Raw genomic sequence first — 21,006 nt, 5'->3', positions numbered from 1 at the left:
ACCTTCTATACCAAAAACATTTTGCTGAACGAGGGTATCCGCGCTTGGATGGCTCCTCAAGATCAACCCCACGAACAATTTGTATTCCCTGAGGAGGTATTACCACGTGGTAACGCTCTCTAATAGACCAAATATATTAGGCGGCACTGGACGCGACCAAGAATCTACTGGATTTGCCTGGTGGTCTGGTAACGCACGTTTAATCAATTTATCTGGCAAACTACTGGGTGCTCACGTTGCCCATTCTGGTTTGATTGTATTCTGGGCTGGAGCGATGACCTTGTTTGAAGTCGCTCACTTCATTCCTGAAAAGCCCATGTACGAGCAGGGCTTGATCCTGTTACCTCACCTCGCCAGTCAGGGTTGGGGTGTTGGTGCTGGTGGTGAAGTTATCGACACCTTCCCCTACTTTGTTGTCGGTGTACTCCACCTAATTTCCTCAGCCGTCCTTGGCTTTGGCGGTATCTATCATGCCGTTCGTGGCCCAGAAACCTTAGAAGAATACTCAGCTTTCTTTGGTTACGACTGGAAAGACAAGAACAAGATGACCAACATCATCGGATTCCACCTGATTATTTTGGGAATCGGTGCACTGCTGTTGGTAGCAAAGGCAATGTTCTTTGGTGGGTTATATGACACCTGGGCACCAGGCGGTGGTGATGTTCGGATTATTACCAATCCGACATTGAACCCAGCCGTTATCTTCGGTTATGTACTCAAATCTCCCTTCGGTGGTGAAGGTTGGATTGTCAGCGTCGATAACTTAGAAGATGTGGTCGGTGGTCACATCTGGATTGCCTTTATCTTAATTTCTGGTGGTATTTTCCACATTCTTACCAAGCCTTTTGCTTGGTCGCGTCGTGCATCCATCTGGTCTGGTGAGGCTTACCTTTCCTACAGCTTGGGCGCTCTGTCGTTGATGGGCTTCATTGCCTCCATCTATGTTTGGTTTAATAACACCGTTTACCCCAGCGAATTTTACGGTCCTACCGGTCCAGAAGCTTCTCAAGCTCAAGCTTTGACCTTCTTGATTCGTGACCAACGCTTGGGTGCTAACGTCGGTTCTGCCCAAGGCCCCACTGGTCTAGGTAAATACCTGATGCGCTCTCCAACTGGTGAAATCATCTTCGGTGGTGAAACCATGCGCTTCTGGGATTTCCGCGGCCCTTGGTTGGAGCCTCTACGTGGCCCCAATGGTCTTGACTTGGAAAAAATCAAGAATGATATTCAGCCTTGGCAAGCTCGTCGCGCCGCTGAATACATGACCCACGCTCCTCTGGGTTCTCTGAACTCCGTGGGTGGTGTGGCTACTGAAATTAACTCCTTCAACTACGTATCTCCTCGCGCTTGGTTGGCGACTTCTCACTTCGTACTAGGATTCTTCTTCCTAGTTGGTCACTTGTGGCACGCTGGTCGCGCACGGGCTGCGGCTGGTGGTTTTGAGAAAGGAATTAACCGTGATACTGAGCCAGTGATGTTCATGGACGACCTAGATTAGGTTGTAAGGTTTATTTCATCACTGACAGCTAAATAATTTAAAAGCTCTTGCGTAAAAGCAAGGGCTTTTTTTGTAGGAAAATTAGTAAACCTATTGATTAAACTGAACGACTTGCCAAGGTCATTAATATCATGAGCGATTCCAATTTTATAGATGCTTTACGATGGACATCTGAAGCTAAAGAAAAATTACAAAATATTCCCTTTTTTGTCCGCTCTCAAGCTAAAGCCAGAATTGAACAACTAGCTCGTGAAGCAGGACAAGAGATTGTGACAGCCGATTTGGTAGAACAGGCTAGGCTTGAGTTTGGACAATAAAAGATTCTGGAGGTTGTAACAATGACAGTCGGCAAAAATCGAGCAGACCGAGTAATGCTTTACGACATTACCTGGTAACAGTTTGAAAATCTTCTAAAAGACTTGGGACATCGGGCAGATGGCAGACGCGCAATTCGTCAGGCGGTGCGCGAATGGGTCAGAGAAGGCGGAAAAGGTGAACTATCTAGTCAATATAATTCATAATTACGAATTACGAACTTGTACTGAGCTTGTCCTGAGCGTAGTCGTTCGCGGTAACATTTCCGAAGGAGAAGGGCGTAGCCGAAGTATTACGAATTACGAATTACGAATTACGATCAACTTCCTCCCACATTCATTGCTGCTAAAAAAGCCTTCTGGCTCACATCTCTGTAAATTGTATTCAAATACTTCATTACCACATCACTTGAAGTTGAACTTACTGCATTTTCCTCTTCCTTGGCTAGTGGGATTGCTCCTAATACATCTAATACCATCTCATTAGTGGACGGCGCAATTACTACCAATGATGACTCTAATGGCTCATTGTATTGCCAGAAAGAATCGATGTTTACCGAGTATTTATTATTAGAAATTAATTCTTTAATATCGGGCGTTTTTGTGGTATTGGGTTGAATCTTGGCACTACGTAATTGGCGTAAATCGCTGATAATTTGCTCTTTGGTGCGTCCGCGCAATTGAAATAGTACAAAGGGGTCTTCACTGAAGCGATCGCCTAACTGATAGTACAGCGCACCAATGTGTTTACAGGGATTTGCTTTATCAGGACAAGAGCATTTACTCTGGACATCAGCAAGGGTAAATGGAAATATCGAAAGACCATTAGCTGTGAACACTTCTTCTATATTTTGTGGCATTTCTCCTGCTAGTAATTTGGCAGCAAAAATTGCCTTTTGGGACATGCTTTCAATTACATAACCCCACTGTTCATCGGTAAATGGTTCAAGGGAAAGGGAAACTTTATAAGGCTCTACTTCACTACCTTGCACCCTAGCCAATACTTTTGCACCTTTAAATTCGATGCTCAAAACATTTCCTTGACGAGCATAATTTCTGGCACGTTCTAAACGTTTTTTAAAACGATAAGAATCTAGCAAATCTAGCCATTGTTGTGACCACCATTCTCGACTTGCTTGTAATGTGTAATTAGTCATAAATCAATTTAAAATTCAAAATTATGGAATAGATGGGTTGATCTCGTTTTGTGACAGTTAAGTAGGACGGCGTAAATAATTAAAGGTTTGTAGTGAGGGCTTCAGCCCTCAAAGTAGGGCTGAAGCCCTCACTACAAACTAATTCCAAAAATTTTTACATTAGTTAATATAGTTTGAATTATTCTCACCGACTTACTTACTTCAGACTATAGCGTTTATAGTTGGGAGCATATCAGTTTCGCAAATATACCCTTGGTGGGAAATGTAGTTTTAACTTTATCAACACTTCAGTTTTTCAGCAAAACTTTATTCACATTAATTACTGCATTGCCGCATTTGTCCTGAGTTGAAACCACTTTTTGGTATCGTATATGATGATGCTCCTCAGTTAAAATTGATCGCTAAAGTCATGCTTTTGAAAAAGTTCACGGGATGATTGAAGTCAATTCGACCGATAATGTCTTGGATGTTGCGATCGTGGGAGCCGGGCCAGGTGGACTCTGTGCCGCTCATGCTTTAGCACGACTTGGCTTCTCGATCGGGGTTTTTGAGCAAGCCCGCCTGTTGCGACCAATTGGTGCTGCTCTGGGGATGGGCGATCCCGGCTATGCTGCCCTAGCCGAGATCGATGCCGAACTGGCGCAGCAGGTGCGGCTGTTGGCGGTGAATCCCAAACAGCAGATGTTGATGCGGCCAGATGGTGAGGTTCTTTTCGCTGATGAATCCCCGCTTGCCTGGACAGGCTTTACCTGGCTATGCTGGTATAACCTACAGACCTGTCTTTATAAAGCACTGCCCGCGACGGTATCACTTCATCTCAACCATACCCTCATCGGTTTCACTCGGACTTCAGTCCAGGGACAAGAGCAATTGCATTTGAAATTCCGTCAACAGGAAGATGTCTGTGCCCGACTTCTAATTGGTGCCGACGGTTACAACTCTGTCGTGAGAAGCATTACCGTTGCAGATGGTGCCCCTCTTTATACAGGAACCATGACTTGGAGGGGGATTGTAAAGCGGAAAAACTTGCCTCCACTTGCCACTCCCTTCGTTGAATCTGCTGGATTTCAACTTGTGGTTGGAGAAAAAAAGAACTTCTGGATAATGGATGCGGGTACGGAATTGCTTGCCTGGGGTGGCACAGCCCTACGTTTGAATCACTCGAAAAGTTCATCAGCGCTAGAGACGGTACTCCAAATATTTGAGCAATGGCCCCCTCTGGTTGAAAGTTTGATTAGAGCCACTGAGCCTGAGTCCATCATCGAAACTGGTGTCTTCGACAGGGACCCAGTGTCGCAGTGGGGGGACTTGAAACGTGTGACCCTTCTGGGTGATGCGGCCCACCCGATGCGGCCATCGTTGGGATTGGGTACAACTATGGCTATACAGGATGTGGTAGCCTTAGCTAAAGTTCTAGCCCGTACCGATTTAGGTGATGGGGAACAACTCGGCGTTGCTCTACGCACTTACGAGCAGGAGAGGATTGCCATTTCGGCCCCCTTACAGCGCATTGCCCGACAGGAGGGTGCTAATTCCCATGCTGAAGATCAGGCAGAGCAGCTCAAAGAAAGATTTTCAGCCGCCCTGGCAGCACGCAGACGGGCATCCCAGAAGCACTAAAGAAAAGTAACCAAAGCTCAAACCCTTTTTCTCCCTGCCCCCTGCCTTATCCCAATGGTAATTATTTACACCAACAGACTTAGTCTGTCACATTAAATATAATGGCTTTATAGTGGGTGGCTTTAGCCCTGAATTCAAGGACTAAAGTCCTTACTACGAATTTATTCTGCATCGTCGTCAATTACTGCACTGCGGTCAAGTAGTAGTAAGTTGCGAAGTTGGTCTGTATCCATTTCAGTTAACCATTCTTCACCTGCACCTACAACTTGTTCAGCTAGTTGTTTCTTACTTTCAATCATGTCATGAATTTTTTCTTCTAAAGTACCAGTGCAAACAAATTTATGTACTTGCACATTCCGGGTTTGACCAATCCGAAATACTCTATCTGTAGCTTGATTTTCCACGGCTGGATTCCACCATCTATCAAAGTGGAATACATGATTTGCGCGTGTTAAATTCAGTCCTACACCACCAGCTTTCAGAGAAAGAATCATAATCGGTGGCCCTTGAGGATCGTGTTGGAAACGATCGATCATTTCCTCACGTTGTTTTTTACTGGTGCTGCCATATAAAAAGAATATTTCTCGCCCAAGCTGTTTTTCTAAATAGGGTTTAAGTAATTTACCCCACTCAGCAAATTGTGTGAAAATTAAAGCGCGATCGCTTTCTGCTAAAACTTCTTCTAACATTTCTTCCAGGCGCAGAAGTTTGGCTGAATTATGTTGCTCTAATGTCGCCTGTTTCAAGTATTGTGCTGGGTGATTGCAGATTTGTTTGAGTTTGATTAGTAAAGCCAAAATCATCCCCCGGCGTTGCAATCCTTCAGCAGATTCTATCTCTACTAAAGATTGTTCTACAACTTGTTGATAAAGTGCGGCTTGTTCGCCAGTTAAACCACAAAATACCGTCATTTCTTGCTTATCTGGTAAGTCTTGAATGATGTCGCGATCGCTTTTCAATCGCCGCAGTATAAATGGTTGCACTAATGAACGTAATTGAGTCAAAGAAGCAGTATCACCATACTTTTCTATTGGCATGGCAAACCGCCGCTGAAAAAATTGCTTATTGCCTAAATAGCCAGGATTGAGAAAATCCAAAATAGACCAGAGTTCTTGCAGCCTATTTTCTACTGGTGTCCCCGTTAATGCAATGCGAAACGTTGCTTCTAATTCCCGCACTGCTTTTGACTGCTTCGCATCTGGGTTTTTCACATTCTGGGCTTCGTCTAAAACAATTATCTGCCAAGAAACACTTTGCAATGACTTGATATCTCGATGAAGAAGTGAGTAGCTGGTAACGATTAAATCGTGATTTTTCACTGCTTCTAAAAACGCTTTCCCTTTTGGGCGTTTGTCACCGTGATATTGCAAAATTTTCAGGCTTGGTGCAAATTTATTTACTTCCCTTTCCCAGTTACCTAAAACAGAAGTTGGACAAACTAATAGTGTTGGATTTTCTAGTGCATCCTGTTCTTTCAAGTGCAGCATAAAAGCAATGAATTGGACAGTGTTATGGCAAATAATATTGTTAGCAACAAAATTATGATGTTCGCTAACTTCAAAGTCATAAACCCATCCAGCATAATCTATGTCCTCTATTGATTCTATCCGGCAATAAAATACCTCTTGGTTGAGAAGACATTGCAAAGACTGTCTTGTTAAGCTCAACTGGTCTACATCTAGGTTGCTATAGGCTGTTAGGGTTTGAGTTGTCCACTTGGAAGGTTTTAGTAGCTGATACTGTTCTTGGGCTTCTCCACTAATAATGCGGCTCATCCCAACTATTACTCGCTGTAAACTATCTCTAGAAAATTGCTGGTAACCATTAATGTAAACAGTGTTGTGCATCCCAAAATGCCGCAATGGTAGTCCCCTTGCTATGACTGTTTTGGCAATCATATCAGAAGCAGGAATTCCTTCAATATTTGTGTTGCTGACCAGTTGACAAATTTGTTCTAATTTACTCTGTTTCTCTGAGTTATTAAAACCAATTTCTTGGATAAATCTGCGGGCAGAATTTCCTCCAATCACACCAATATAGTAAGTGCGTAAAGTGCGAGTTCCATTAGTAGCACACTTCAGTTTGGGCGATATTCGCAACCAAATACCGAAACGCCGCAGTAGTGCAGAAAGTTGCTGAATTAGTAAAGCTGAAGCTGTAGCAATTTCAATACTCCCCATACTCAAAACAACAGCAGATTCAGCATCAAAATAGTTTTGTAAAAATATCCGCACACTATCCAAGTCTGCCTGCATAATGAAGGGCGGAATAGATTTTTCTGCCGATAGTTTACCCCAAACATAACCTTTAGCTTCTAAGAATCGCCGATAGGCTTGGCTGTTAACTCGAAGAGCAGAAACTCTATTAGGGAAGGTAGAGATATTAGGGCTGTTAATTTTGAGGTTATAGCGCTTTTGAATCCGTTGGCAAGTCTGGAGTAGATCCTCTAATACTCTGGTATCTTTTTGGGATATTGTAACTCTTCCCACATCGGGTAGTTCATGTCCTTCAGCAATCTGCCAAGCAAGAAACTTGACTAAATCAGGGTCTTGTGGTTTTCCATTCCAGAGCGTTTTACCTGGGACACAAACGTAATCACCCACCTGTAAGTTATTTGTCCAACCTTTACTTGTCAGTAACTTATGACGATGAGTGATAGTGATATTACTACCGTCTTCTAGCGTGATTTTCCGTAATTTCTCGTGGACTTGCTGGCGATACAACCGTCTAACATTAGCCTGGACAATTTTGCCAGTTTTTTCATCTATAGAATTAACTAGTAATTGCTCTGTGGGGTTAGTCCAAAATCCTTCGCCGTCAAACTCTGTTTCTCCGGCGTGAGTTGTCCAGATTGTCTCGGCTGTGCTTAACAGTCCATTTACATTTACTAGAGTATCATTGGCTACACATTTACCCAATCCCATATCGTCGGCGAGACATGCACCCAAGCCCCAACGTTCCAAGAAGGACAGCCAAGCAGCACCACGTTCTTGATAGGGCCGCAACTGTCCTTTAAAGCCTGCTGGTGTAGGCAAAGGTGCGATCGCTTGATTATTACTTAACGCCCCAATCAACTCTTGCAATGCCCCAGATGCCTCAAAGCTGACCACTGGTAATTTTTCAATTACTTGAGTATCGCCTGTACTGAAACGCAAGGCATCTTCCAAGGAAAGCGCCATTTGGTCTTTGCGAGTGGTAAAAAATGTTTGGGCTGTCTTGATGTCCTGGGGGCGCAATTCCACCCACTCGCCGTTAATTTCTACTAGCGGACTATTTAAAGCCACAAGTTTATCAAACTCAGCTTTAGAAATAGTTTGTCCGCCAATTGCCAATTGCCATTGGAAATTTAGTAGACTTTGCAATCCTAAACGTCCCTGCTTTTTCTTTGGGGTTTCGGCAGTAATTTTCAAACCCAAACGGTTCGCCCATCCTTCGCGGTTCGCTAAACTGGGAGGCAAAATTACTCCCAAACCACTGTCTTCTAACCTCCAAGCTACAGCTTTGATAAACTCATAAGCTTGCATGGGGGTGAGACGAGAAGATTGGGGATATTCGGTTTCAAAACTGGGTGCGATCGCTGGATATAATCGGGAAGCTAACCCCAAACCTCGCAAAAATGTTTCCTGTGGTTGCTCAATTGTCCGATTTTCATAAACCAATCGTTCAACTGGATTGTTCCAAATAGTTGCCGCATCCACCAAAAACTCAGGATCGTCTGCCGCTTGCAGGAAATACGCCAATGTCCAATCTGTTTCGTCAGACTGCGGAGAACGCAGTTGAAAACAGGTACGAAATTGAGTTTTAAGAGTTAATTGATATTGTAGCGGCATAGTCCAAGCCTTCAGTGCCGCTTCCAGTCGTTCCACTTCAATGGCATCTGCATTCACTGTATGAGATGCGCTAGTTAAGGCTTGCAACCACTGTCGCACCCCAGATGGTAAAGATGCGATCGCTTTAGCTTCCATTGGAGGTTGGGAACCCACCAATCCTCGCACTTGGGCATCTATTGTGCTGTTAAGAAATCCCAAAAGTAATTCTTGAGGTTCGGCAGGAAAGTCTACATAGATTGAAGATTGAGAAGAGGCAGAGGGGCCAGGCGCAGGGGGCAGAGGGGAAAATTCTCCCTTGCTCCCTGCTCCCTGCTCCCCTGCCTCTTCGCCACTCCCCACTCCCTCTTGATAAGTACGACAAACCAACGGCATATCCGCAGAAAATTTTTCTAGGCGAGTTCCATCTACAGCACTGTCTAGAAGTACTTGCCATTTAGCAGCAAATGCACCATCTGATTGTCGAGCAATTTTTGGTAAAAACTTACACCGGGAGATTAAATCTAAACTCCATCGGGCAACCTGCGACCAAAAGCGTAAGTCTCCACCTAAAAAGGCATCTTCCTCTTTAGCAGCATTTAGGGGAACAGCAGCGAGAAATTTTACCGCCTCGCTGGGGTTAAGACAAAAACCCTCAACTCGCCACGGTTGCAAATATTGCGGGGAGTCTGTGTCTAGCCCCAAGCTGGCAGAATGCACGGGGAAAATCGCAGATGTTCCTTCTTTGCTGTCTTCAGGAATATAAGTTGGTAAAGCAATTATTTGCGAATGCGTTGGTAAACTAATCTCAGTGGTATTGGCTGCTTTGCGCGTTCGCCCAGTAGTAGCGATTGCAACTTGAGGTTGCTGGATGAAGTTGGTAATCGCCATTTTTTGGGAAGGCAACCACTCATTCAACTCAACTGATGTCATTGCCAATGGATGTAGTGCTATCTCTCCAGATCCATTAGGCTCAAAATTTACTCGTGGCGATCGCCAAGTTTCTCCCCAAATAAATAAACAACCCTTTTGACTTTTTAGTAACCAATTACCGTGTAAAATCGCCATTTGCTAATTACTCAGATTTTCGCAAAATTAAAGAATTCAAATCGTCAATATTCTAATTTTCCATTTTCACCGAATATCTTTCCGGCAATATTGCATATAATAAATAACTCAGTAATTAATCCGCATAAACATTATTAATTAATGGATTTTCCCTTTATTCAAGTTTTAAAAAGCGGGATAATAGTTGAACTAGATTATATGCATCCTCAAGAACAGGAGGTTGTAAGAGCATTACTCAATGTTGTAATTATTGAAGGTAAAACTTATCCCCAAAAGCAAGCTCTATCTCAGGCAGAATTTACAGCTTACTGGTTGAGTAAGGATGCCTTTGTTGTCAGGGCATCTGTTCGGGATGCTACACACAAGCCAAAAGAAATATTAGGGGCGTTTTATTTAAAACCAAACTTCCCCGGTCGGTGTTGCCATATTTGCAACGCTGGTTTTATTGTACAACCTGAGTTACGCGGTCAGGGTATCGGGAGGTTCATGGGAGAGGCAATGCTCTTGATAGCAGCAAACCTTGGCTATGAAGCAGTAATGTTCAATTTGGTCTTTGAAACTAATATACCTTCAATTAGACTTTGGCAGTCGTTAGGATTTGAAATCATTGGGCGCATTCCGCGTGCGGCGAAGCTAGGGGATGAACAAGTGGTAGATGCACTGATGATGTATCGCCCTTTAGGTTGAACTACTTATCTATCTTTGTATGTACTAGAAGTCAGTCATAGTGCATAAATGTTAGGATTGCCACAGAAAGAGAATAGCGAAAGAGAAGGAAAAAAAACTGAATGGCAGAAGTTGACAAGTCAATATCCTTCGATGGAAGGGATATTCGACTGAAAGTAGGCCTACTAGCTCCCCAGGCTGGTGGGTCGGTTTTGATAGAATCAGGGGATACATCCGTTTTAGTGACGGCTACGCGATCGCAAGCCAGAGAAGGCATTGATTTTCTTCCGCTCACAGTAGATTACGAAGAAAGGCTGTACGCCGCTGGTAGGATTCCCGGAGGGATCATGCGCCGAGAAGGCCGTCCACCAGAAAAAACAATTCTCACCAGCCGTCTTATAGACCGTCCCATGCGTCCCCTGTTCCCCTCATGGCTACGGGATGATCTGCAAATTATTGCCTTAACGCTGTCGATGGACGAGTTAGTTCCACCCGATGTGTTAGCAGTTACAGGCGCTTCAATCGCTACCCTAATTGCCCAAATTCCTTTTAATGGGCCAATGGCAGCAGTACGGGTTGGTTTAGTGGGAGATGATTTCATTATTAACCCCACCTATGCAGAAATTGAAGCCGGAGACTTGGATCTGGTAGTAGCAGGTTCTCCACATGGCGTGATCATGGTGGAGGCGGGAGCCAATCAGTTGCCAGAGCGAGATATTATCGAGGCGATTGACTTTGGTTATGAAGCAGTGCGGGACTTAATCAAAGCGCAGCAAGATTTAGTAGCAGAACTGGGTCTAGTAATAGTGCAAGAAGCACCACCAGAAGTAGACCAAACGCTGGAAAACTATATCCGCGATCGCGCTAGCAGCCAGATTAAGAAAATCCTGTCTCAATTTACTTTCACCAAACCCGAACGCGATGCAGCTTTAGATGTCGTCAAGGATGAAATTGCCACGACGATTAAGGAACTGCCAGAAGAAGACCCAATTCGAGTTGCTGCAACTGCAAATAACAAGGCACTTGGTAACACTTTTAAAGATATTACCAAATACTTCATGCGGCGGCAAATTATCGAAGATGATGTTCGCGTTGATGGTCGTAAACTCGATGAAGTGCGTCGTGTTTCTTGTTTAGTTGGTGTCTTACCAAAACGAGTCCACGGTAGCGGTTTATTTAACCGGGAGCTAACTCAGGTATTATCCACTTGTACTCTAGGTACACCTGGGGATGCCCAAAACCTCAACGATGATATGCAGCTAGACCAACATAAGCGTTATCTGCATCATTACAACTTCCCGCCGTTCTCAGTCGGGGAAACCAAGCCAATGCGTTCTCCAGGAAGGCGCGAAATTGGCCACGGGGCATTAGCAGAGCGATCGCTAATTCCTGTGTTACCTTCAAAAGAACAATTTCCCTACGTGATTCGCATCGTATCGGAAGTACTTTCCTCCAACGGTTCCACCTCAATGGGTTCAGTCTGCGGTTCCACCCTCGCCCTCATGGATGCTGGTGTACCAATTCTCAAACCCGTCAGTGGCGCAGCAATGGGGCTGATTAAGGATGGGGATGAAGTGCGAATCCTCACCGACATTCAGGGCATTGAAGACTTTTTGGGCGATATGGACTTCAAAGTTGCTGGGACGGATACCGGGATTACCGCCTTGCAAATGGATATGAAAATCCCTGGTCTGTCGTTGGACGTTATTTCCCAAGCCGTCCACCAAGCCAAAGCAGCCCGGTTGCACATTCTGGAGAAAATGCTCGCCTGTATTGATACACCGCGGACTGAAACCTCTCCCTATGCCCCACGTCTGTTAACAATCAAGATTGATTCAGACATGATTGGTCTGGTCATCGGGCCTGGAGGCAAGACTATTAAGGGCATTACAGAGGAAACTGGTGCAAAAATTGACATCGAAGATGATGGCACCGTGACAATTTCCGCTGTGGATGAGAACAAGGCGAAGAGAGCTAGAAACATCATCCAAGGCATGACCCGCAAGCTGCACGAAGGGGATGTCTACGCAGGGCGCATCACTCGGATTATACCGATAGGTGCATTTGTGGAATTTCTGCCTGGAAAAGAAGGGATGATCCACATCTCACAACTAGCTGACTACCGCGTTGGCAAAGTTGAGGATGAAGTAGCGGTGGGCGATGAAGTGATTATCAAAGTGCGCGAAATTGATAACAAAGGTCGGATTAATCTCACCCGCTTGGGTATCCATCCAGATCAAGCAGCAGCAGCAAGAGAAGCTGCGGCGGTGAATCGGTAACTCGATTTGGGATTTTAGATTAGATAAAATCTAAAATCCGCGATGCCTACTGTGAAGGCATCGCCGTATGCTTCTCTAATTAATTGCAAAACTATTAACTTGATACCACTAAGACAGTTAATAAATTTTTTAACCTTGCCTATACTTTTTGAAAATAAATATATTACGAATACATTATTTATATTATTTTGACAACTCGTAATTTGAGTATTTTTAACTACACCTTTTATCTATTTACAAATTTAGCAGATTGCCCGATCATAACGACATAAGGAAAAATGTGATAAACAACACTTTTTTGTAAAAAGTCGTAGTTTATGTAAATTGTCCTATGAATATTCTGTTAAAAATATCATGGTTTTAGTTCAAACGATAAATAAACTGACATCAACTCAAGTCCCCACACTCAATGATTGCAGTTCGCAAAGCCTACTCAACTACTTTGAGAATGCTTGGGAACTTGAAGAAATACTCATGAAAAGTTTGGTTGGGGAAGAAACTTTTTATTTTAACCCCGATCCTTTAAGAAACCGTCTAATTTTTTATCTTGGCCACTCAGCAGTTTTTTTCATCAACAAGTTAATTGCTGTTGGTTTAATAAAAACTCGAATTAATTCACAATACGAAACCCTATTTGAAATCGGAGTCGATCCAGAAACACCGACAGAACTTGACGAAGCTATCCAGGGGGTTAGTTGGCCTGATGTAGAAAAAGTTTGGCAATATCGGGACAAGGCACGAGAGGCGATCGCAAAAGTTATTCAAAATACTTCCCTGGATCTCCCGATTCATCAACAGCATCCCCTCTGGGCTTTGTTGATGGGAATAGAACATAGTCGGATTCACTTTGAAACCTCTTCGATGCTGGTGCGTCAATTGCCTATTGAGCGCTTAAAACGTCCCCAAGGCTGGAATTATGCACCTAGCAACAGTAATATTCCCAACAATGAAATGCGCCAGGTTCCAGGTGGTGTGGTGAAACTAGGAAAAGCCAAGGACGATCTTACCTATGGTTGGGATAGCGAATATGGCGATCGCACTGTTGAAGTGAAACCATTTTTAGCTAGTCAATATCTAATTACTAACGGAGAATATCTGAAATTTGTTCAAGCTGGTGGTTACAATAATCCAGACTACTGGGATAGTGAATCTTGGAATTGGAAGCAACTCTACAACGTCCAGCATCCCAAATTCTGGATACCCTTCCAAGATGGCTACCGCTATCGAGCCACATTCGACGAAATAGACTTACCCCTAGACTGGCCTGTAGAAGTCAATTACTACGAAGCGATCGCATTTTGTCGTTCTCAAGCCCCAGAAATGCGCTTGATGACTGAAGCCGAATGGAATCAAGCCTTACTTACCTCTGAGGATAAGCAGTTATCAAGCAACTATAATCTCAACTTACAATTCATTTCCCCCAGCCCAGTGGGAATGTTCAAAGCAGCTAATAGTGCTTCTGGACTTTACGATCTCAGAGGAAACGTCTGGGAATGGTTAGGAGACACATTCAACGCCCTACCAGGATTTGAACCTCACCCCCTTTACGAAGACCAAGCAGCACCCTTTTTTGATGACAAACATCAGATGATGCTCGGCGGTTCTTGGGCTACTAATGGTTCAATGGCATTACCAAGCTATCGTAACTGGTTTCGTCCTTACTTTTATCAACACGCTGGTTTTAGAATTGCTCAAGATTTGGAAGCTGTGTCATGAACTGAATGTATTGAATATTGAATATAGCGATCGCAAAATAAACTCAAGACATTTAAAAGCAAATTACTCAGGGCTAAGGGACTTCCAACTAAAAAAATGAGCCTAAATCAAGGAGTCTAAGCCAATTGAATCCCAATGACAGCACCATTGACAAACCATCTCTAGAAATCAACGCTTCTCGCCAGTTTAGCGCTTGGCTGTACGAGCAAAACCTCAGTTTGTCCTTTACTACCTATCAAGCGGGAAAGTTGTTCTTCATTGGCTTGCAACCAAACGGCAAATTATCTGTATTTGAACGCAGCTTTGAGCGGTGTATGGGGTTGTATGCCAATGGCAACAGCCTCTACATGAGTTCCCTGTACCAACTGTGGCGATTTGAAAACATTATCCAACCCGGACAAAACCACCAAGGCTACGATGCTCTCTATTTGCCCCAGATGAGTTATGTGACAGGAGATTTGGATATTCACGATATCGCTTTGAGTAAAGCAGAAGAGAAAGATTTAGAATCACAGAAATTATTATTTGTCAATACTTTATTTAGTTGTTTGGGAACAGTCAGCGAAACCCACAGTTTCGTACCCCTATGGCAACCAACTTTTATCAGCAAGCTGGCGGCAGAAGATAGATGTCACTTGAATGGGTTGGCAATGCAGTCAGGAAAAGCCAAATACGTCACTGCTGTCAGCCAATCGGACGTAGCAGAAGGCTGGCGGGAGCATCGGGCAAATGGCGGCTGTGTCATTGACGTAGAAAGCAATGAAATCGTGTTGCAAGGGCTATCTATGCCCCACTCCCCCCGGTGGCATCAAGACAAACTCTGGCTGCTCAACTCAGGCACGGGAGAGTTTGGGTTTGCTGACTTAAAGCGAGGAGTATTTGAACCAGTCGCCTTCTGTCCGGGATATCTGCGCGGTTGTGCATTTTATGGCAACTTTGCAGTAGTGGGAATTTCCCAACCCAGGCATAACAAGACCTTCAGCGGTTTGCCCCTAGATGAGAAATTACGCCAGAAAAACGTTGAGCCTCGCTGTGGATTACTAGCGATCGATCTAAGAAGCGGCGATATTGTCCATTCCCTGCGAATAGAAGGGGTGGTGCTGGAATTATACGATGTGGTGGCACTTTTGGGGGTACGTCGTCCAATGGCGATCGGGTTTCGCAGCGACGAAATTCGGCGGGTGATAACGATGGGATGAGAACAATTAAAAAAAGGCAGGGGAGGCAGGGGGAGAAATCAAAGTTTAACCCAAGCGTATTGCCGTTAAGTAATCAAGCGGACATGATATAACTCCTCGGCCTCAATAGGTTTAGCTAAATGCATCTGATAACCTTCTTGTATAGCTCGCATCTTATCTTGTGCCCTAGCATCATCTGTTGCGGGAATATTTCCCCCTAGTTCGCTAAAGGGGCGAATGGGTAAAGGGGGGACTCTTCAGAAGTGGGAGCTTGACTGTAAACGTCGCTCCTTGTTCTTTACCCGGACTATTTGCGTGGACAGTACCGCCATGTAATTCTACTAAATGACGCACGATCGCTAATCCTAGCCCTAATCCACCATAGGTTCTAGTGCTAGAACTATCAGCTTGACGAAAGCGATCGAACACGTAAGGCAGAAAGTTTGGACTGATACCAATGCCTGTGTCACTCACTTCAATTTGGGCATATTTATCCGTTGTCTGTTCTCTTTCTTGACCAGTGACTATTGACAATTGCACCTCTACCCGTCCTCCTACGGGTGTGAATTTAATGGCATTAGATAGCAGATTCCAGATGATTTGCTGCAAGCGATCGAAATCCCCGGAAACTAAGAATTGAGAATTTTCGCCAAGCTTGCTGTCCTCTAAGTGTTGATTAGTTTGGGATTGTGCTTCTGGAAATTCTAGATTTTCGCGATTGATTTCTAATCCCAAATCTGAATTTGGCGTTTCTTTCGAGGGAGTGAGGGAAAATCTTAAATCGATTTCCTTCGACTGGGCGGCTAGACTAACAGTCTCGATCGCTGATTCAATTATGGAAACCAAATTACAAGTACAGATATTGAGGCGTAACTTCCCTCTAATCATCCGCGATATATCCAGCAGGTCTTCAATTAGCTGGGTTTGGGCTTTGGCGTTGCGCTCAATTGTCTCCGTAGCCCTAGCCATTAGGGTTTCACTGAGCTTGCTTCGTTGCAGTAATTGCGCCCAGCCAAGGATGGCATTGAGGGGCGATCGCAATTCGTGGGACAATACCCCCAGAAACTCATCCTTCATCCGGTTGGCTTCTTGCAACTGCTCGGTTTGTTGTTGCAAAGAAGCAATTAAACTAGCCCGTTCCATTGCGATCGCGATTTGGTCGCATACTGCTTGCATCATCCCCTTTTGATTATCGGTGAAGCTTAACCGAGTACGACTGCCAAAAGAAAGAGTACCCAACAGCCGTTCTTGGGCAATCAATGGGTATGCATAATAAGCAGTAATGCCTAAAGAGCGAATCAATTCTGTTTGCGAGTCAGTGGATTGCTGCACATTCTCTAGAGCAATTGCACAACGCTTTTGGGCGACAGTTCCACAAACCGCTTCACCAAATTCCAAGGACTTGATTTGGTTTGCCAGTTCTGGGGAAAAGCCGTTGTAAGACTCTAGCCGCATTACCTGAGAGTTATCCTCAACCAAATAGTTAAAGTAAATATCTAAACCAATTTGATCTGAAAGTTTTTGGTAGACGCTATCGATTAGTACTACTGGTTGCTGACTCGATAATAAATCGTTGGCTGTGTCAAATAGTAGCTTTAGCCTTTTGTAACTTAATGAGAGGGCTTTTTGTGCATCCTTGAGGTTGCTGATTTCTTGAAACACTAAGATACAGGTAGCCGGATGACCGTGCATTGCTGGCAAGGTATCAGCAAATACTAGTAGAGAGCGCACGCCAGTGGGAGTGTGCCAGTCCACCTCCAATCCATTCAGGCGTTCGCCACGGGCAACCCGCACTCCTGGCATTTGCTCATTGGGAATGCGATCGCCAGCTGCATCTGTATAGTAGTAAACTGTGTGATAATCTTCAGCGGGTATACCTTTGGGAAATTCACCCCCAGCTAATTCGTTCGCAGAGCGATTGGCAAAAGTTACCCGCGCCGTTCCTGGTTCGATAAACAGCAACGGTCTTGGCATCAGATTTAATACATCCTCCAGCCATTTTTGCTGATTTAGGAGTGCTTCCTCTGCCTGTTTGCGTTCCGTAATATCTAAAAATGCACCAACGCTGCCTCTGGTTTTACCCTCTTCGTCAAACAAGGGTGCAACGTACTCCAACAGTTTGACGATTTTTCCATCTTCATGGACGACATCAAGTTCACAATCCAGAACTTCAACACCACGAGCAGCAGAGTACTGCATTGGAAGTTCCTCTGTTGACAGTTCCCTTCCCTCGCGGTAAATTTTAAAGCTTGTCGGTCTTTCATCTAAGGGAGCGTTGAGGGAAGCATTTGTATCTGAGGATATTCCCAACTGCTTGGCAAAAGAAGGGTTGACCTTGATATTTTGGCATTCTGGATCTTCGGCAATGCCAATTCCAATGGGAATTACCTCCAACAAAGTTTGTAACTCAGTAATGCGGCGCTGTAGATCCCTGTTTAGTTGTAAGATTTTTTCCTTGGCCTGCTTTTGTTCGCTAATGTTGCGAGTCACAGTTGCTAAGGCAATTGGCTGACCTGTATTGTTATCAGTAACAGTAAAGATGTTGCAATCAACTGGTATCGGTTGACCTGTTTGGAGGTGGCAAAAGCAGAACTCTCCCTGCCAGCGCCCTTCTGATAGCACCGTTGGCAGTATATATTTTTGAAAATAGGCTTTGTCTTTGGGCATGACGTAATCTAAGACTACTTTTTGCCTGATTTCATCAAGGCTGGCAAGCCCTACCAGCTTTTGACCTGCATCATTTATATAGAGTAATTGACCTTCAAGAGTAGCGATGCCAATAAAGTCAGAGCTATTTTCTACCAGCGAGACTAATTTTTGTTGCTCTGCTTGTGCTTGCTTGCGTTCGCTCAAGTCGAGGATAAAGGCTACTGACTCTTCCCGGTTTTCTCCTAGTAGCACGTAACCAATTAAAACCGGGATGCGGCTACCATCCTTACAAATATATTCTTTTTCGTAGGGCGTACAAGCGGCGTTGGTGTTTCCTTGTGCTTCGGCGACACCTCGCTCATCCAAGTATAGATACTCTGGTGGTGTGATATTGCTCCAACTTAACCTACCTGCTAACAAATCCTCTCGCGTGTAACCAATCATCCTCAGAAATTCGTCGTTTGCCTGCTGGATACCGCCATACACGTCGCCAAACAGAATGCCGATGACGTTAGCATCTACGAAACTTCCTAGTTTAGCTTCGTAGGTTCTTAGCGCTTCTTGGGCAAGATCGCGTTGATGGCTGAGACGTTCAATAACTGCCGCACTTTGCCAAATTAAAATAGTAAAAATTACAATCAGGACGATCGCAAACACCGATACTGCAAACGCCGGATCGTATTGTCCTGCCCGTTGGCCTTCAACAATTATCCACCCCAATCCAAAAGGTACTGCGATCGCAGCAATTAATAAACGTCGTGCAAGTAAGCCGCCGTAGGTATCACTTGTAACTACCCTCATTAACCCCTGTTCTGCCCGCACCCAGAGAATGCCCATACTTAGTAAGAGGAACAACACCGCCGTGTGTAACGCCATTGATGTTGTATAAGGGGCAAGTCCGTAGAGCACCTTCACTTTGTAGGCATAGCCCATGAGCGCCTGAAAGGAAATTAAAGTAGCGATCAGAGCGATAATCTGGGCATACCAATAACTGCGGTGGGTTTTTGGATGAATCAAAATTTGTAGGGGGACGCTGACTAGTATAAAGTTCAGTGCTGTGTTCACCCCCATTCGCCCCGGATGCGATGTCGCTATACTAGTTCGCGAATCACGAAACAGTAACTCGTCAATGCCGAAATTCCAGCCAAACAGATATTGACAAAGTGTGAGCGCAGCAATTGTGGTGACAGCTATTGCACAGACCCTGGAAATTAGAAGAGCAGAAGAGAGGGTGCTGTGGGGAGAATTTTGAATTGTTCTGTTCCCCTTGCTTTGGGTTCGCTCCTCCCTGCCTTCTCCTTTTACAAATAGCCACAGCGACACACCACACAGCCCAAAACACAGCGCTGTGTTGGCTTTCATTGTGGCAGGACTACCGGGGAAGCCGCGCTTAAGAACTTCAATGCCAAAGCACCAGCCAACTAGTACCAAGCCGCTAACAAAAACAGCGATCGCACTTGCGACTTTTGCCACAAGTGAATTTGTAGGGATTTTAGATAAATCTTGCAGCCGCAAGCGGTTAATATTTAACATTTATTGTTCTCTAACCGCATCTATCTAGGGTAGTAAATTTACTTATCTCTTACGGTTTAACCATTTATATCTTTTGTATTTTATGTTACCCCTTGACTTTTTTTTCATCTATCTCTATGCATATTTTTTCTTGCACAATTTACAGTAGGAAATAATCGTGGTTGGACTGGGGACTAGGGAAAAGTTTTCCAAAGTCCAATTCCTAGTAAGTACCCAATTCGTATTTCAAAATTGCAGAGTATGCCGCTTATCATCATCTTGGAAACGTTGCTCTCCAACATCAACAAGTTCTACAATCGCTTCACGCGGTGCAGGTGTACATTTCCCAACTCTTGCTCCAATTTCCACTACTGTTTGGTTTGTCTCTGTAAATACCCTTGTATTTGTTAGCGAAAAATTCTTATCTTGATACTTCTTTGTCTGCCCATCATCTTCAAATAGCTGATATTCGTTATTACTAGACCAAATCCGTAATCGGATCTTATTGAGTGGCGCTCGAATGACGTATTGTCTAACAGGTTGCATGGGAGCGATCGCACCGCTACGGACATACAGTGGCATTGTTTCTACTGGTTCATATTTCAGACCAGGGTCAATGATGCTACATTTATTTTTATGCCGTTGAATTACGATAAAAAATCAGTGATAATTTTTGCAATTTCAGCAACATGACTATAACCCAACCCATGTCCAGCTTCTTTAATAATTTTAAGTTCTGAACCAGAAATTTTGTTATTCAAAATATTACTATTGACAGGAGGAATTACCAAATCGCTATCTCCAGTCATGATTAAGGTAGGTGCTTTGATGCCTTGCAATAAATTACATATATCGTGAGCATGGTGCGCCTGTAATTGCCTTATATAACCATCTGATTGACTGTGATAGGGTAAGGTTTTTCTGAAAAAATCTTCTGCATTTTTCCGGTTATTAGATATAGCTAAGTATGATGCTGGAAAAAGAAGATCCAATAAATTTCCTTGAAGATTTGGGTTAAAATCGCTACAATCTCCACCTGCCATTGTGCAGGTCAATATCAATTTATCATACTCTAAGGCTGGTGTCGCTTCAGCTTCAACATCAACTTTTCTGCTGCTAATTCTCCAAGTTTTTGCTGTACCGCTGAACGATTTTTTTGTACTACATCTCTAGATATTTCTTCTGTTTTATTTGCTAACTGTAGAACTTCAGCTAATAGTAGTGATTGATCGCGCTCAGTTACATCTTTAGATAACTTTATTTTTTCTATTTTCTCTTTTTCTTTTCCTAATTCTTGTGTGGCTCTTTTCAATGTTTGTTCAGCATATTTATTTGGTACAACATCGCGTATCCAAGCATCACCAACCATATTTGCTGTTGCTAGCCAAGAAGAGATATTTTGTGTTTCTTTGTCCATATCTTCTACGGACGTTTTACCACTGTAAGAAGCTAACAATGTCAGTATTAATAAACAATTAATTACAGATCCTAATTTACCAGGCTCTGCCATTTTTAGACTCTCCATCGCCAACACAAATATATT

At 43.9% G+C, this 21,006-nt stretch carries 13 protein-coding genes and 1 pseudogene; 8 read left to right on the top strand and 6 right to left on the bottom strand.

Annotated elements, in window-relative coordinates:
* The 3 genes and pseudogenes from V7L01_RS32800 to V7L01_RS32790 all read left to right on the top strand — a co-directional run.
* Positions 1 to 123 (top strand): annotated as a pseudogene (locus V7L01_RS32800) (photosystem II D2 protein (photosystem q(a) protein)); the annotation flags it as partial.
* Positions 107 to 1,498: a photosystem II reaction center protein CP43 gene (gene psbC, locus V7L01_RS32795; protein WP_335042468.1), complete on the top strand. Its 1,392-nt coding sequence runs from the start codon at positions 107 to 109 to the stop codon at positions 1,496 to 1,498. The pseudogene V7L01_RS32800 and the gene psbC, both read left to right, overlap by 17 nt.
* A 131-nt stretch (positions 1,499 to 1,629) precedes the next feature.
* On the top strand, positions 1,630 to 1,815 hold the full coding sequence (locus V7L01_RS32790; protein WP_190731868.1) for a PCP reductase family protein: 186 nt from the start codon (positions 1,630 to 1,632) through the stop codon (positions 1,813 to 1,815).
* A 317-nt stretch (positions 1,816 to 2,132) separates the two neighbouring features.
* On the opposite strand, the gene V7L01_RS32785 is transcribed toward V7L01_RS32790, so the two are convergent.
* A complete protein-coding gene (locus V7L01_RS32785; RefSeq protein ID WP_335042461.1) occupies positions 2,133 to 2,969 on the bottom strand; it encodes an SWIM zinc finger family protein in 837 nt (278 codons plus the stop codon).
* A 432-nt stretch (positions 2,970 to 3,401) separates the two neighbouring features.
* Between V7L01_RS32785 and V7L01_RS32780 the strand changes: the two genes are divergently transcribed.
* Positions 3,402 to 4,589: an FAD-dependent oxidoreductase gene (locus V7L01_RS32780; protein WP_335042459.1), complete on the top strand. Its 1,188-nt coding sequence runs from the start codon at positions 3,402 to 3,404 to the stop codon at positions 4,587 to 4,589.
* 161 nt (positions 4,590 to 4,750) lie between these two features.
* Here V7L01_RS32780 and V7L01_RS32775 read toward each other — a convergent pair whose 3' ends face one another.
* Positions 4,751 to 9,463: an SNF2-related protein gene (locus V7L01_RS32775; protein WP_335042457.1), complete on the bottom strand. Its 4,713-nt coding sequence runs from the start codon at positions 9,461 to 9,463 to the stop codon at positions 4,751 to 4,753.
* A 141-nt stretch (positions 9,464 to 9,604) separates the two neighbouring features.
* On the opposite strand from V7L01_RS32775, the gene V7L01_RS32770 reads away from it, so the two are divergent.
* The 4 genes from V7L01_RS32770 (at position 9,605) to V7L01_RS32755 (ending at position 15,323) form a co-directional block, all read left to right on the top strand.
* The gene (locus V7L01_RS32770; RefSeq protein ID WP_335042455.1) at positions 9,605 to 10,150 is read left to right on the top strand and encodes a GNAT family N-acetyltransferase; all 546 of its coding nucleotides are present in this window, start codon (positions 9,605 to 9,607) and stop codon (positions 10,148 to 10,150) included.
* Positions 10,151 to 10,251: 101 nt separating this feature from the next.
* On the top strand, positions 10,252 to 12,408 hold the full coding sequence (locus V7L01_RS32765) for a polyribonucleotide nucleotidyltransferase (protein WP_335042453.1): 2,157 nt from the start codon (positions 10,252 to 10,254) through the stop codon (positions 12,406 to 12,408).
* A 354-nt stretch (positions 12,409 to 12,762) separates the two neighbouring features.
* Positions 12,763 to 14,124, top strand: coding sequence for a 5-histidylcysteine sulfoxide synthase (gene ovoA / locus V7L01_RS32760; RefSeq protein ID WP_335042451.1), 1,362 nt, complete (start codon positions 12,763 to 12,765; stop codon positions 14,122 to 14,124).
* 125 nt (positions 14,125 to 14,249) lie between these two features.
* Positions 14,250 to 15,323, top strand: a complete 1,074-nt coding sequence (locus V7L01_RS32755; protein ID WP_335042449.1) for a TIGR03032 family protein — start codon at positions 14,250 to 14,252, stop codon at positions 15,321 to 15,323.
* Between the two features lie 204 nt (positions 15,324 to 15,527).
* Here the strand turns inward: V7L01_RS32755 and V7L01_RS32750 are convergent, their stop codons facing one another.
* The 4 genes from V7L01_RS32750 to V7L01_RS32735 all read right to left on the bottom strand — a co-directional run bounded on the left by V7L01_RS32750 (position 15,528) and on the right by V7L01_RS32735 (position 20,973).
* Entirely contained in the window at positions 15,528 to 19,484 is a 3,957-nt protein-coding gene (locus V7L01_RS32750; protein ID WP_442937061.1) for a PAS domain S-box protein, read from the bottom strand.
* A 225-nt stretch (positions 19,485 to 19,709) separates the two neighbouring features.
* A complete protein-coding gene (locus tag V7L01_RS32745; protein WP_335042446.1) occupies positions 19,710 to 20,045 on the bottom strand; it encodes a DUF5110 domain-containing protein in 336 nt (111 codons plus the stop codon).
* A gap of 65 nt (positions 20,046 to 20,110) precedes the next feature.
* Complete coding sequence (locus V7L01_RS32740) at positions 20,111 to 20,506, bottom strand: alpha/beta fold hydrolase (protein WP_335042443.1); 396 nt, start codon at positions 20,504 to 20,506, stop codon at positions 20,111 to 20,113.
* Between the two features lie 29 nt (positions 20,507 to 20,535).
* A complete protein-coding gene (locus tag V7L01_RS32735; RefSeq protein WP_335042441.1) occupies positions 20,536 to 20,973 on the bottom strand; it encodes a hypothetical protein in 438 nt (145 codons plus the stop codon).
* Between the last annotated feature and the right edge of the window lie 33 nt (positions 20,974 to 21,006).

The sequence above is a fragment of the Nostoc sp. genome (assembly GCF_036917095.1).
In the GTDB taxonomy this organism is placed as follows: Bacteria; Cyanobacteriota; Cyanobacteriia; order Cyanobacteriales; family Nostocaceae; genus Nostoc.
This window is presented reverse-complemented; position numbering and strand designations above follow the sequence as displayed.